The sequence below is a fragment of the Paenibacillus sp. FSL H8-0259 genome (assembly GCF_037963255.1).
Classification (GTDB): Bacteria; Bacillota; Bacilli; order Paenibacillales; family Paenibacillaceae; genus Paenibacillus_AQ; species Paenibacillus_AQ phytohabitans.
In genome coordinates this window covers 1,774,939-1,788,368 of record NZ_CP150147.1, presented here as the reverse complement: position 1 = coordinate 1,788,368, position 13,430 = coordinate 1,774,939, and the positions used below count along the sequence as shown (strand labels likewise).

Sequence of the window (13,430 nt, the reverse complement as noted above, 5' to 3'; positions counted from 1 at the left end):
AGACAGCGGCGCTGACAGCCGACGGGGCTGATAGGCGACGGGGCTGATTGCGGCAGCGCTGATAGGCGGCGGCGCTGATTGGCCGCAGCGCTGATGGGCGGCCTAACTGACGGGCGGCGGCGCTGACAGGCGCGGCGCTGATAGGTCGTAGCGCTGACAGGCAGACTTTTATTTTGGGCAGGAGCCTATAGCTCCGCCCAGGCGGGGAGGTTTAGTTTATTTTAGCCGCAGATATGTAATCGCTGATAGTAGTGGAGTCCGGTGATGATGGTGGGGATCTGTTAATTATGATGCAAGTCCGCTAATTATGATGGAAATCCGGGGTATTAAAAAATCCTGCACAAAATACAACATTATCCTCATAATCTCGGCCCTAATCCAAAATTGTTGTATAAAATACAGCATTCCTCCTCCTCTAAGCCGCTTAGCGGGAAGATTGTTGTATTTCATACAACAATCTTCCCAAACGCCCACCTATCTGCGAGATAAAGTTGTAAAAAGTATAGGCGTGTTGATTTCCCAAAAAAAGGGACAAAAAAGGCCGCCATTTCGGGTAATGGTAAGTACGACCAAACCAAACCGAAATGAGGCGACCTCATGAATAAATATACCCCATTCTTAGCTGTTTTCAAACAAGTGTTAACATCGGATGAAGTCGAAATGGTGACCGGACAAACCAAGGACTACGTGGATAGAGGAACCAAAATGACCGTCGGGTTGCTACTCGATTACTTTGTCCAAGCCTGCTACCACAAATGGGACGGCTTCCGGCAAAGTGCCCGCTTAGGCCCAAACTTTGACTTGCCTGAGATTCATTACTCCACCCTTTCCGGCAAGGCCGGTGAAGTCCCTTACGAAATCTTCAAACGTATCTTTCAAATGCTCGTCACGAAATGTAACCGTCAAACCCGGCGGCATCTGAATCTGCCTAAAGATCTTCTGCTGATTGACTCGACTACGGTCACGGCGGCGAACTCCCGAATGCCTTGGGCCTCGTACAAAAAATTCAGAGGGGGCATTAAGCTGCATGTTGCTCTTTCGCAGGGTCAGCGTTCACCCGTGAACGTGGAGGAATCGATCGCGAAGCGCAATGACGCTCCGTTTGGAGAAGTCTTGGCAGATACGGACTACATTTTGGTACAGGATCGGGCGTACGGAAAAATCAGCAGATTGGATCAATATGTGCTTCAGGGCCAGTCGTTTGTGATTCGACTCAAAGACAATCTCCATTTGGTGAAGCCGAGAAACCTCCAGCGACCCGCAGAGGGAGAAACGAACATTGTTCGTGATATTACTTGTTATATCGGTCAAGGGAAGTGCCAATCCGCTAAGCGCCACCGGGTCGTAGAATTTGAGAATGACCGGGGGGAAGTCGTACGGGTCGTGACCGATTTGAGAAAAGAGTCTGCTTATGTGATCGCTGAAATCTATAAGGCACGCTGGGAAATTGAAGTCTTTTTCCGCTGGATTAAACAGCATCTGAACGTGCCATGTCTATTTGGAACCACTGAAAATGCAGTATACAGCCAATTGTTTGTGGCCCTTGCGGTCTATGTACTTCTGAGACGTGTTTATGATGAAATCCACCCCAACGTGCCTGCCTTTGCTCAACTGACCCTTTGGGAATTTATGCAGCATTGGCGTATATTTAGTCTTCCGCTGGAGTGGCAGGTTCAACTTAGTCTGCTCAGGAACAAGGTTGTTTTGGGAATTATATCCATACCATAATATGGGGAATCAACAGGCTTGTAAAAAGTACAACAATAATGCCTATACAGTGTGAAGGTAATATTGGTGAGCGCTAAGTGGTATATACGGCTAAAATAAACGCTATCCAGCGTAAGCGCCATACGGGTGAATAGCTATGAATGAACGCTATCCAGCGTGAGCGCCATACGGGTAAATAGCTATGAATAAACGCTATCCACTGTGAGCTCCATACAGGTGAGGACGGCTATAGATAAACACTATACTGTGTAAACCGACAGGCGTACGTCGTACTGGTATTCGCTGCTAGAGAATCCGCTTCGCCTTCGCCGCCTTCAGCCACTGCGGGAATTCATTCAACAGCTGATCGTAGAGCTGCTCATCGTTCACTTCTTCTATGCGGTCCAGATGGATGAAGTTTGCGTTATCCACCAGCCTTCCGCCCATCGTGTCGAGCTGCTTCAGTACCTCGAAATCAGAATCACCGATCCCCACAAACTGCCAGAAGATCGGCAGCGAGGAAGACGCCATAATTACTTTTTTGGTTGGCTTTACTACGCCCCCGTCATTAATAAAGATAATGAAAACCGGGGTTGTATCCTTCTCCTCGCGGGTGTATTTCCGAATCACATCCTCCATCACCGGCGGCTCATTGTTGCGTCCGAACTTATGGATTGAATCGTTGTTCATAATATGAGTGAAGACATAGCTCCCGAGATCCCGTTCCGTTACCGGCGGCAGCCTGCTGAATTCCGTATCATACACCCACACATCCAGCGAACCGTTGTCATCCAATTGGCAGGCTACGGCCAGAATACGTTCCACTACTTCCTGCACGACACCGCTGGAATAGAGGTTTCTCATGGAGCCGGTGATGTCCAGCACAATTCCCACTCTGGCTTTTACATCGGTCAGCTGTTTTTTGACCAGGGTGAACCCGACAATTTTCTTGCGCAAATCTATGGATGACAGGACGTTGACATCGGCGGCCGGTGCAGTCTTCGGAAGGACGGTCTCCGACTTTTCTACATTCTCTACTTCATCTACCTTCTCCGCCTTCCCCACATTCTCTACTTCCTCTACCTCCCCCTCCTCCGCAGCCTCCAATACCTCCTCGATCTTCTCCGTCTTCTCCACCAGTTCGGCTGTCGCTGCCGCTTCGTTGCCTGCCTCCGGTTCAACCTCAAGCCCATAGCTCTTGCAGAGCGCAGCCAATCCTCCGTTAAAACCGCTGCCGACCGCGCTGAATTTCCACTCACCCTGATGGCGGTACATCTCCCCGGCCACTACAGCTGTCTCGTCGGACAGATCTGTTCCATAATCGAAGCGGTATAATTCCTCACCGTTCTTGCGGTCCATCAGTGACAGCTGCAGTCCGGACAGCTCCTTCATCCGCAGATTCTGCTGCTCCCCCTCGTAGATCGTCAACGTCACCGCAATCCGGGCATATTGCTCCGGAATTCCGGATAATGAAATCAAGAGGCTCTCCTCGTTCTCCCCCTCTGCCGTATGACTTACCGTTCCATCCCTTGATACCGGATTACCGTAAAATATAAAATCCTCGTCCCGTTCACACCGGTTCTGCCCCGACAACAAAAAAGCTGCTGCATCCACACTGATTCCGGCATGCTCCGTATTCCAGCGCAACCGGATGGTTAGATCACGGACGCCCTTTCCCTTGGTGATATCTACTTTTTGGCCTTTTAACAGCTGCAAGTCTCTCATCTCCCCGTTATAGCAGCATATTCCAGCAGTTCATAGATAAGGCATACCATATCCGCTGCGTTTTGTACATTCTGCTGGATTGTAATTCTCTCTGCGCTCCTTTAATATGAACCTTATACATGATAGATAAGGGGCTTTACCTATGGATTTTACAGCAATAGACTTTGAAACAGCCAATTCCAGCCGCTCCAGCGCTTGCGCATTGGGGCTTGTTCAGGTTAGAAATGGTGTGGTCACCGCAGAATATGACTGGCTGATTGACCCGCGGCAGAGGTTCGACGGAATGAATATCGCGATACACGGAATTACGCCCTCAATGGTTAAAGGCAAACCTACCTTCGCAGAGCTGTGGCCCACGATTGAACCGCTGCTGCAAGGCGAGATTGTGATTGCGCATAATGCTTCCTTCGATATGAGCGTTCTGCGTTATTGCCTGGATGATTCGTTATTCAGCTATCCGGATTTCAAATATATGTGTACCTACCTGCTGGGCAAAAAAATGCTTCAGGAGCTGCCCTCCCATAAACTGAATGTAGTCTCCGAGCATTTCGGCATTAGGCTGAAGCACCATGATGCGCTGGATGATGCCAGAGCTTCGGCACTCATTCTATTGAAATTGATGGAGCAATGGCAGCAGTTCGATCCCCTCCTCTTAGCCGGCAGCCAGGGCTACCAGGCAGGCACGATGTATGCGGGCGGTTATACTGCCTTCAAGGCATCCCCCAAGAAAGCCGCCAAGAAACCGGCGGCCCCGAAGACTGCTGCAAAGACGGAAATTCCCGTAAGCCCGGCTGTACCGGATCGCGGAGCTCCCCTCGTATCCACTCAGCGTCTGACTTCTTCTGCAAGTCTCCCGGCTGCAACACCGCCTGCCCCTGAAGTTCAAGCTGTACCCGTGCTAGTGAGAGGCCAGCGGGTGGATATCGGCGGCAAGCTCAGTGCTTCGAGAATTCTCGTGTCTGCGGAGTGGGATCCAACGCTTTCCGCCATGGAGCCGGACACCTCTGCTTTCCTGCTCCGGGAGTCAGGACGCTGCGAACAGGATCAGGATTTTGTCTTCTATGGAAACATGGAAGACCCCAGCGGTTCTGTATTCTACTCGAAGCCTGCTCCAAACGCGGGACATCTGCATCTTCAACTGGCGAAGCTGCCTGCGTCCATTACGCGGATCGCTTTGACCTTCACACTCTATGGGGAGGCTTCCGGCCAGAACCCGGGCCAGATCAATAACGCCTCCGCTTCACTAATTGATTCCCAGACGGGAACCAGGCTGGCCTCTTTTCCCTTTGGCCTGGGCTTAAACCTTGAGACGGCAGTAGTCATAGGCGAGTTCTACAGGCACAAGGACAAATGGAGATTTGTTGCCATTGGAGAGGGATTCCCGGGCGGACTCCGTGCCCTGTGTAATCATTATGGTCTTGAGGTGGAACCTCCTGAAGCTGCGGCTGAGTCTGCTGCTGAATCAGCCGCAACAATAGAAACAGCAGAAATAGTACGAACAGCCGGCAGCATTCCTCCGTCTGCCCGCAAATCATAGAATTCATGCCCCTTATGGCATGAACAAACACCCCCAAGCCGCAATGGTGGCTTGGGGGTGTTTGTTATTCTCTTATGCGTTACAGCACAGCCTCAAATTTTCATCCGGTATACTGCCTTATTCTCCAGCCCGCGGATGAACGGTGTCCATTCCTCAGTTTCCGGAGTGGTATCAAGAGCATCCTCCACCATCTGTAGCTTGGCGTCCATGGCATCTATATGATGCAAAGCGACTGCTTCTGCGGTCTGCGGCTGCACCGGACTTCCCCATTCACCCAGATTATGATGTGATAGGACCAGATGCTGCAGGGCCAATACCTTCTCCGACTCCAGATCAATGCCGGTGCGGATTGCTGCCTCTGTAATCCAGCTTGACGCCATCGATATATGCCCGATCAGCTTGCCCTGCACACTATAATCCGACACTATGCCGAATTGTGAGATCATTTCCTCCGGTTTGGCAATATCGTGGAGGATAATTCCCGCTCTCATAAGATCAGGATTCAGGAACGGGCGCTGCTTGCACAGGAAATCCCCGATCTCCAGCATCCGCACCATATGATAAGCCAGTCCGGCGAAATAAGCATGATGATGCGTTTTGGCCGCAGGATAGTGCATCAGCTTCTCTTCAACCTTGCCTACACAGAAGGATACGATCGATGCGACCTCCTGGTCGGTTATACTGGCCATTGCATTCTTAATCGTGTGGATCAGATCCACAGGACGCACAGGGGCTGAACGGATGAACTCGGTAAGCGACACGCCATCGGACTCATCCGCCAGTCTGATTTTGGTTATTTTGACCTGCAGCTTCTCCCGGTAAGTATGGGCAATCCCGCGGACCTTCACCAGGGCCATCGGGAAAAAAGTTTCTTTATCCGTTACACTTACATCCCAATATTTAGCCGACAGCTGGCCGCTGGAATCACCAAGTACAATATCAAAATAATCCTTTGGAGGAGTACCGTTTGTCTGTTTGAGCACCAGTTCCCTAAGCAGATAGAAGCCGGTGAATTCATCCTGTGGGGATAGCTGTTTAATTAATGTCATGAAGAGCCTCCTATTACTTACAGGCTTTGAACCTGCGGTGTATATTAAAGTTTAGACATTCACATCCGAAATCCCTTTAAATTACTATACGATATCCATTCTTAATTATGTCCATCCCCCCTTGCAGCCCGTTCGTGCAAAAATAAAAAAGGGATGCCCCCAACCATTTGCATGGTCGAGGACGCCCCTTTGTGGTTAGATTCAATTATTTGCCAGCTGCTTCAAGTGCTGCTTTGATAGCTTCAATAGCTTTGGCAGAGATTGCTTTCTGAGCAGCATTCGTTCCGAATGCTGCAGCACGGTATCCGTACTTGTGCAGTCCTTTGCCGTTAGAAGTATTCTCGATTTCGTATTTCACGAGCAATTCGTCTTCCGTCAGGTTGTATCTTACTTTACCTTTATCATCAAGGTAGTAAACAACCATAGTTACTGGAACATTGAACTTAGTAGTAACCATTACATTTACGGATTTGTCAGCACTGGCACCGATGAAGATCCCGTCGAAATATGCGGCCTTTTCGGTTTCAACAACTTCAGCTTTACCGTAAGCTCTGTCAACGGCAGCTTTAAGTGCATTGCTGCTGCTGGTAGCGCCGGATACAGCATCTACTTGTGCTACACCTTCTCTTGTGCCTGCAGCCAGGAAGTTAGCTGTCAGCACCGGAATTGCTTTTTGAACTTCAGCGTAAGCGGCTTTACCCAGGTCTACCATGTTCATTCCTACACGGGAAAGAGCAACATTTACGATCTTGCCGTTACGCAGGGTAACGTCAGCTTTGTTTGTACCCTTGTCATAAGCGTCACCGTAAGCGGTGAACGTGCCGTCTTTATAAGTGCCTTGTACTTTGGAAGCATTGGTCAGGGCATCAGTCAGGGCTGCCTTTGCTGCAGCAGATACAGCTTCCTGGCCAGCGATATCAGCAGTGTCCACGCCGTTTGCAAGCAATCCGGCTGTCAGTTGATCCACAAGGGATTTCTGTGCATCCGTACGCTTATCGTCAGCAATAATCTTGCCGTCTGTACCGAACATGCTCAGTTTGATAGCAGTTACTTGATCGTCAGCAACATCTACCAGCAGAAGAACTTTAGACTGGTTATCCACTCCGGCAAATTTTCCGTCGAAGTATTTACCTTCTGGCGAAACCTTCAGAGCCTTCTCGAAAGCTCTTTCTACTGCCTGGTTCCAGCCGTGGCTGCTCTCAGTAGCGCCGGAAATTCCGTCTACCTTCTCATCATAATTAGCGATATAAGAACCGTTAGCAAGCAATTTAGCAGTCATAGGAGCATTAGCTTTCACTACTTCAGCATAAGCAGTTGCGCCTCTGTCAATCAGGTTAGTGCCAAGTCTGAACAATTTCACATCAACCAGCTTGCCGTTACGGATTACAACATCAGCTCTCTCAACGCCTACGCTTCTTGCTGTACCGTAGGAAGAGTAGAATCCGTCCACATAAGCGGAAGTGTTGTTGATGCTGGCATTTTGTTCAGCATCCCAGAATGCGTTGATGGCAGCTTTGGATTCAGCTTCGAAGCCGGCTACAGGCTTAGCCGCAGAACCATTGGCCAACAGCACTGGTGTAATTGCTGCAATCGCTGCAGTTTGTTCAGCAGTATAAGTCTTCTCATCTGCGAAATCTCCAGTTGCAGTCAGCGGATACAGCTTAACTGCAGTCAGCTTGTTCGCATCATAGCTTGCGAATACAGCGTATTTGGCTTCAGGGTCTACACCCATGTGGTCGCCGGCGAAATAATTAGCATCAGCCGGTTTATCCTGCAGCGATCTTTCGAACGCTCTGTCAACCGACAATTTCCAGCCGTTGCTGGAGCGGGTTGCTCCGGATACAGCATCAACAGCTGCTGCGCCGTCTCTTGTTTTGCCGATCAGTCTGTCTTTCATCAGACCGTATGCCACCCATACGCCGCTGTAATTATCACGGGCGTTGCGGTCGATAATTTTCGGGCTGGTTCTCAGCAGCTCGATGTCGGCAATTTTGCCGTCTTTGATTGTAACTTTAGCGCCTTCAGTACCTTTGGAGTAAGCATCGCCATAGGCTACATAGACTCCGTCTTGATACACGGCTTCTTTAACAGTAACCGGTGCTGCTGTTGCAACAGGCTTAGCTGTAGCAGCTGGCTTAACTGTTGCTGCTGGTTTAGCAGATGCTTTGGCGGATGCTGCAGGTGCAGCGGTTGCTGCCGGTTTAGCAGTTGCTTTAGGTGTTGCTGCCGGCTTTGCGGTTGCTTTAGGTGTTGCTGCCGGTTTAGCAGTAGCTTTAGGTGTTGCTGCCGGCTTTGCAGTCGGTTTAGGAGCTGGTTTGGCAGTCGGTTTAGGAGCTGGTTTAGCAGTAGCTGCCGGAGCTTCTTCCGAAGCTGCTGAAACCGCATCCACCTTCAGGTTCAAGGCCGGTGCGTTAATCGTGTAGGCGATTGGCGCGAGCAGCAAGGCTGCGCTTACAGTCAAAGCAATTAGTTTTTTCAAATGCGTATTCTCCTTTATTATATCCCCAGTAGTATGTAGCTCTTGTAAACCGTTTCTCCCGTTCATTCCATTCCTTCTTACAAAGAGTACCCTGACTCTTCATAAGAGGTCATCCCCCCTTTCCCGTTCCTGCGCGACCCATCCCGTGTGCAAAAAAGATGCATCCATTTATACAATCTTTTAAAAGGTGAAACAATTCACATAAAAAGGTGAATAAATTCACATAAGATGATTTCAGGCTGCTATCGGTAATTTCTGGCTTGATGGTATCAAAATTGAAACACTTTTCTCTGTATATAAAATCACACACCCTATAAGAAACATCACTATTTCGCAATTAACTTCAAAACTACAATTCTTCTAACTCTCAAATTCCCCCATTTACACCGTCATATGATAATAATGTGATACAACACATAGTAACTCTGCCTCTATATGTGATATTTTTAAACGATGTCATGTTCACGGAAAGGAGCCGCTGCTGCTCATGAATCAGCCTCCCGTAGGAGTTATTCTTGCTCAGATCGGAACACCTGACGCGCCAAGCGCCAAGGCGGTTCGTCCATATCTTAAGCGCTTTTTGTCTGACCGCAGAATCATTGATTATCATCCGCTGCTCTGGCAGCCTCTGCTGCGCGGCATCATCCTTCGCACCCGGCCGCGCCGGTCTGCGAAGCTGTATCAGGAGATCTGGATGAAGGAAGGTTCCCCGCTGCTCGTCCACTCCAGGGCTCAGCAGACTGCGCTGCAGTCACTGCTTGGCAGCCGCTACCAAGTGGAATTAGGTCTTGCCTATAGTGAGCCAAACATGCAGCAAGCCTTCCGCAAGCTGGAGGCTGCAGGTATTACACGGATCATTGTACTGCCGCTGTTCCCGCAGTATTCCTCGACCACAACTGCGTCGGTCTATGAAGCTGCAAGCTATGCCGCACTGGGGCGGCATAGCCGCTCAGGGCAGGTCTCCAAACGTTTCGTGCCGGCTCTGCGCTTCATAGAAGCCTATCATGATGCGCCGGACTATATCTTGGCGATGAAGTCGCTGCTGCTCCGGAAGCTTGGCGAGCTGGACGAAGAACCGGATTACTATATTCTGTCCTTCCATGGAATTCCCCGCCGTTATGCCGAGACTGGGGATCCGTATCCGCAGCAATGCCATGAGACCGGCCGCCTGCTTGCAGAGGCTATGAATTGGGCACCGGAACGCTGGCAGATTTCCTTCCAATCCCGCTTCGGACCCGAGAAATGGGTCGGCCCTTCTACTGCTGATACGCTCAAAGAGCTCAGCGGACGCGGAATCCGGAGGCCTATGATTTTCTCCCCGGGGCTTGTAACCGACTGCCTGGAAACGCTGCATGAGCTGGCTGTAGAAGGCCGGGAACTCTTCGCTTCAGGCGGTGGAACAGCTGAGAATTTAACTGTCGCCCCCTGCTTGAATGACCACCCGGAATGGATAGACTTCCTCGCCCGGATGGTGAACCGCACAGCGTTAGGCTGGTTCCCAGCTGCAGAAGCTGCGGAATCATCCACTCCGGAGACGTTCATTACCTAAGAGGAAGCGGCTATGCCGTCCTTTGAGGGAAGGCTTCCGTTCCAGCGGGAAATATAAGGATAAAGTATGGCGTAAACATACTTCCTTCTATATTTAAAGAAAAAACCACCCTAACGTGTAAAAGCCGGGCTTATGCGGCCTGTGCAAGTTTATACGGCTAGAGCAGCTTATGCAGATTAAGCGCCGCTTCGCATTGCTCCATTCAGACTACCTCTTGGACAGCATCCGGCGGATTCAGAGGCACTTATGCTCCTCATTTCCTCCTTTGAGCAGCATCCGGCGGAATCAGGGGCACTAGTGCTCCTCATTTCCTCCTTTGGGCAGCATACAGTGGAATTAGAGGGATTTATCCCTTTAATTTCACCCTACCGCCCACTTCCGGCGGAATTAGAGGGATTTATCCCTTTAATTTCACCCTACCGCCTACTTCCGGCGGAATTAGAGGGATTTATCCCTTTAATTTCACCCCACCGCCCACTTTCGGCGGAATCAGAGGGATTTATCCCTTTAAGTTTCCCCCAACGCCTTCTTTCGGCGGATTCAGAGGGATTTATCCCTTTAAGTCCCCCCAACAGACGAATATCATCATTTCCTATACAACAGAAAAGCCGCCTGGTCCGCAGGCTGACTTCCCCTGCGGCCCGGACGGCTTCATCATATGAATTGTATTCAGGCAGCTTATCCTTCCGCATAATATTTAAGCGGTCAGCTGTTTATATTTGGCAGTCAGTTCCTCGAACCACTGTTTATCCTGCAATGTCAACGCAAAATCAATCAATTCGGCAATCTCTCCCGGCTGCAGCTCCGGCGAATCATTGAAGCTGATTTCAGCAGTAGCAACCGCTGACCCATCTGCCCCATCCGCAAAGTCATATGAAAACTTCAGCTTGATATCACTCTCCAGAAACTCATTCCGCAGGAAGTAGAGCACCTCGCACATTAATACAGGTCTGACATGACTGTCGAAGACACAATCCATTACTTTGGCCCAATAATGCTGGTTGCTGAGATGCAGCTTATCATTGGTCAAGAGATACTGCTCACCCTGAAAGTCGTTGACAAATCTTAGTTCCACCGGCTCCATCTTAAAAATACCGGTAATTTGCTTCTTGGTGATATTCACGATGTCTTGTGTTTCTAATCTCATCATCTCATACACCCCGTTCCTTATATTTGGACTTTCAGTATTTTTCCGCAAATACACGATTCGACAATAATTTTAACTAATTTAAAAGTATTATCGACTATTTCTCACAATTTGTTAATGTTTTTCATTAAAATTTTAAAAAAATATGTTTCTAATTGTGATGAAATGGTTAATTATATGCCCCGCACCGGATTAATGTCATTATTTTAGCAGTAAAGGCTATTCTGACAAGAGAAATCATACGCAAAAAAAGAGATGCTGCCCAGGCTCTGTAATGAGCGGGCAGCATCCCTTTTCGGTGATGTCTGTATGATCCGGCAAGACTTTTGCCGGCTTCTGATCGCAGGATTTAGCTCACAAACAATGGAACCAGCTGAATCCCCTCTTCCGGCGAAATCCGCACCAGCCCTTTATCCGAGATCCGCAACGTCGGAATGACAGCCAGTGCAAGCAGCGACAAGGTCATAAAAGCATAATTCAATGTGCAGCCTGCATCATACAGCGCTTTGCTGATGGCCGCAGACTGGGCTGCCGCAATCTCGAACGGCTCTGCCGACATCAGTCCGGCAATTGCCAGCGGGAACAGAGTTGTTCCGGAAGCGGTAATAACCGCAACACCGCCCTGAGCTTCAGCTACTGCACCCGCAGCTTTAGCCATGAGGTTATCATCATTGCCGATGACCAGCACATTATGGCTGTCATGGGCTACCGTCATGGCAATCGCAGCAGGCTCATGGAAGCCGATCCCCTCAACCACACCAACCGATTTGTTGCCGGTTCCCTTATGCCGCTCCAGGACGGCGATTTTGCACAAGCCCTCCTGAACCAGCAGCCTGGACTCAGCCACCGGCAGATTGATGATCAATTCCCCGGTCTCCACATGATTCTCGATCACTTTGATGACCCGTGTGGCCAGAGTACCTTCAGCAATTGGCGCATGGATCACGAAGTCCTCCGGAGCCGGAGGCTGCAGCAGATGCACGGAAGCCAGCACTTCCTCCGGGTAGGTGTACGGACTCAGCTCAGCGGTCATGATCCCGTTCTCCGCTACGACCACTCCGGCCGCAATCGTCATGACAACATGAACATCAGCCAGATTTCCGTCCAGCAGAATGATATCTGCACAGGAGCCCGGAGTAATTGAGCCGATATCACGGGCTACCCCGAACCGTTCGGCGGTATTGATCGTTGCCATTTGAAAAGCCGTGACCGGCTTAAGGCCCTGGGAGATGGCGTGCCGCACCACAAAATCCATATGACCTTCATCCCGCAGCGATTCTGAGCTGCGGTCGTCGGTCACCAGCATCATCCGGCGCGGGTCGAGCCCATGCTCGGTGTGCGCGGTGATGGTCTTCGCCACATCATGCCAGGCGGAGCCGCGGCGCATTTTGGCATACATCCCAAGACGTACGCGTTCGATTACATCCTCCGCCGTCACACACTCATGATCGCCGGTTACTCCTGCGGCGGCATAGACCGGGAGTCTCCAGTCATCCGCCGGCCAGGTGAAATGACCGTCCACATAGCGCCCCGCACGCAGGGTCGCCTGAATTTCCCCGAGCATTTTCTCATCGCCGTACACCACGCCTGGGAAATTCATCACTTCGCCCAGCGCAATGACATCCTCACCCCAGGTAAAAGCCTCGGCTACTTCCTCCGGTCCGATCGATGCTCCGGTCGTTTCGAATTCCGCTCCTGCTGAAGGCACGCAGGAGGCAACCTGCATATAAGCCGCCAGCGGAGTTTCACGCATCTCATCCAGCATCAGCTTAATGCCCTTCAGCCCGAATACATTGGCGATCTCATGGGCATCAAAGAATCCGCCGGTCGTGCCCATAGGCAGCACTGCACGGGCAAACTCAGTCGCCGTCAGCTGTGTACTCTCGATGTGACAGTGCCCGTCAAGCAGACCCGGGGCAATGTATTTGCCCGCCGCATCAATGATCTGTGTCCCCTCACCGATCGTATGCGAGACATTTTTGCCAACGTAGGCAATACGTCCGCCCTGTACTGCTACAGACATACCCTCCAGAATCTCTCCGGAGCATACATTGACCAGTTTGCCGCCAGTAATCACCAGTGTCGCCGGCTGGTCGCCGCGGGCTGTAGCCACAAGCCCGGGCACGCAGTCCGCGAGTGGTTTTCTTGTATAAGTCATAATACACACTCCCTTCCGGTTATTGGTTTCCTATATTTATATTCTATTTAGCAAAAACGGCCCTGACGCCCCTCACGGG

General features: G+C 50.5%; 8 protein-coding genes. 3 read left to right on the top strand and 5 right to left on the bottom strand.

The genetic code is table 11. The features are described from left to right. Positions 1–597: 597 nt before the first annotated feature. Entirely contained in the window at positions 598–1,728 is a 1,131-nt protein-coding gene (locus NSU01_RS07725; protein WP_042135621.1) for an IS4 family transposase, read from the top strand. A 285-nt stretch (positions 1,729–2,013) separates the two neighbouring features. On the opposite strand, the gene NSU01_RS07720 is transcribed toward NSU01_RS07725, so the two are convergent. Then, on the bottom strand, positions 2,014–3,423 hold the full coding sequence (locus tag NSU01_RS07720) for a VWA domain-containing protein (protein ID WP_339302868.1): 1,410 nt from the start codon (positions 3,421–3,423) through the stop codon (positions 2,014–2,016). Between the two features lie 151 nt (positions 3,424–3,574). Between NSU01_RS07720 and NSU01_RS07715 the strand changes: the two genes are divergently transcribed. Beyond that, positions 3,575–4,969 carry a TerD family protein gene (locus NSU01_RS07715; RefSeq protein ID WP_179093650.1) on the top strand — a complete coding sequence of 465 codons (1,395 nt, stop codon included), beginning with the start codon at positions 3,575–3,577 and terminating at the stop codon, positions 4,967–4,969. A 92-nt stretch (positions 4,970–5,061) separates the two neighbouring features. Here NSU01_RS07715 and NSU01_RS07710 read toward each other — a convergent pair whose 3' ends face one another. Next, positions 5,062–6,018, bottom strand: coding sequence for an HD domain-containing protein (locus tag NSU01_RS07710; protein WP_039301406.1), 957 nt, complete (start codon positions 6,016–6,018; stop codon positions 5,062–5,064). Between the two features lie 205 nt (positions 6,019–6,223). Next, positions 6,224–8,497 (bottom strand): FMN-binding protein, encoded by a 2,274-nt coding sequence (locus NSU01_RS07705; RefSeq protein ID WP_076248653.1) that lies wholly within the window; start codon positions 8,495–8,497, stop codon positions 6,224–6,226. Positions 8,498–8,984: 487 nt separating this feature from the next. Here NSU01_RS07705 and hemH point away from each other — a divergent pair, with 487 nt between their 5' ends. Further along, positions 8,985–10,046, top strand: a complete 1,062-nt coding sequence (hemH, locus tag NSU01_RS07700; RefSeq protein ID WP_076248656.1) for a ferrochelatase — start codon at positions 8,985–8,987, stop codon at positions 10,044–10,046. A gap of 697 nt (positions 10,047–10,743) precedes the next feature. Here the strand turns inward: hemH and NSU01_RS07695 are convergent. Together NSU01_RS07695 and NSU01_RS07690 are read right to left on the bottom strand one after the other, a co-directional pair. Next, complete coding sequence (locus NSU01_RS07695; RefSeq protein ID WP_042134526.1) at positions 10,744–11,196, bottom strand: IDEAL domain-containing protein; 453 nt, start codon at positions 11,194–11,196, stop codon at positions 10,744–10,746. Between the two features lie 346 nt (positions 11,197–11,542). Next, positions 11,543–13,351, bottom strand: a complete 1,809-nt coding sequence (locus NSU01_RS07690) for an adenine deaminase C-terminal domain-containing protein (protein ID WP_076248658.1) — start codon at positions 13,349–13,351, stop codon at positions 11,543–11,545. Between the last annotated feature and the right edge of the window lie 79 nt (positions 13,352–13,430).

What these genes read in the sequence shown, in the direction of transcription:
- hemH (WP_076248656.1), top strand. Translation starts at nt 8,985, where the DNA reads ATGAATCAGCCTCCCGTAGGAGTTATTCTTGCTCAGATCGGAACACCT.
- NSU01_RS07690 (WP_076248658.1), bottom strand. Translation starts at nt 13,351, where the DNA reads ATGACTTATACAAGAAAACCACTCGCGGACTGCGTGCCCGGGCTTGTG.
- NSU01_RS07715 (WP_179093650.1), top strand. Translation starts at nt 3,575, where the DNA reads ATGGATTTTACAGCAATAGACTTTGAAACAGCCAATTCCAGCCGCTCC.
- NSU01_RS07710 (WP_039301406.1), bottom strand. Translation starts at nt 6,018, where the DNA reads ATGACATTAATTAAACAGCTATCCCCACAGGATGAATTCACCGGCTTC.
- NSU01_RS07725 (WP_042135621.1), top strand. Translation starts at nt 598, where the DNA reads ATGAATAAATATACCCCATTCTTAGCTGTTTTCAAACAAGTGTTAACA.
- NSU01_RS07695 (WP_042134526.1), bottom strand. Translation starts at nt 11,196, where the DNA reads ATGATGAGATTAGAAACACAAGACATCGTGAATATCACCAAGAAGCAA.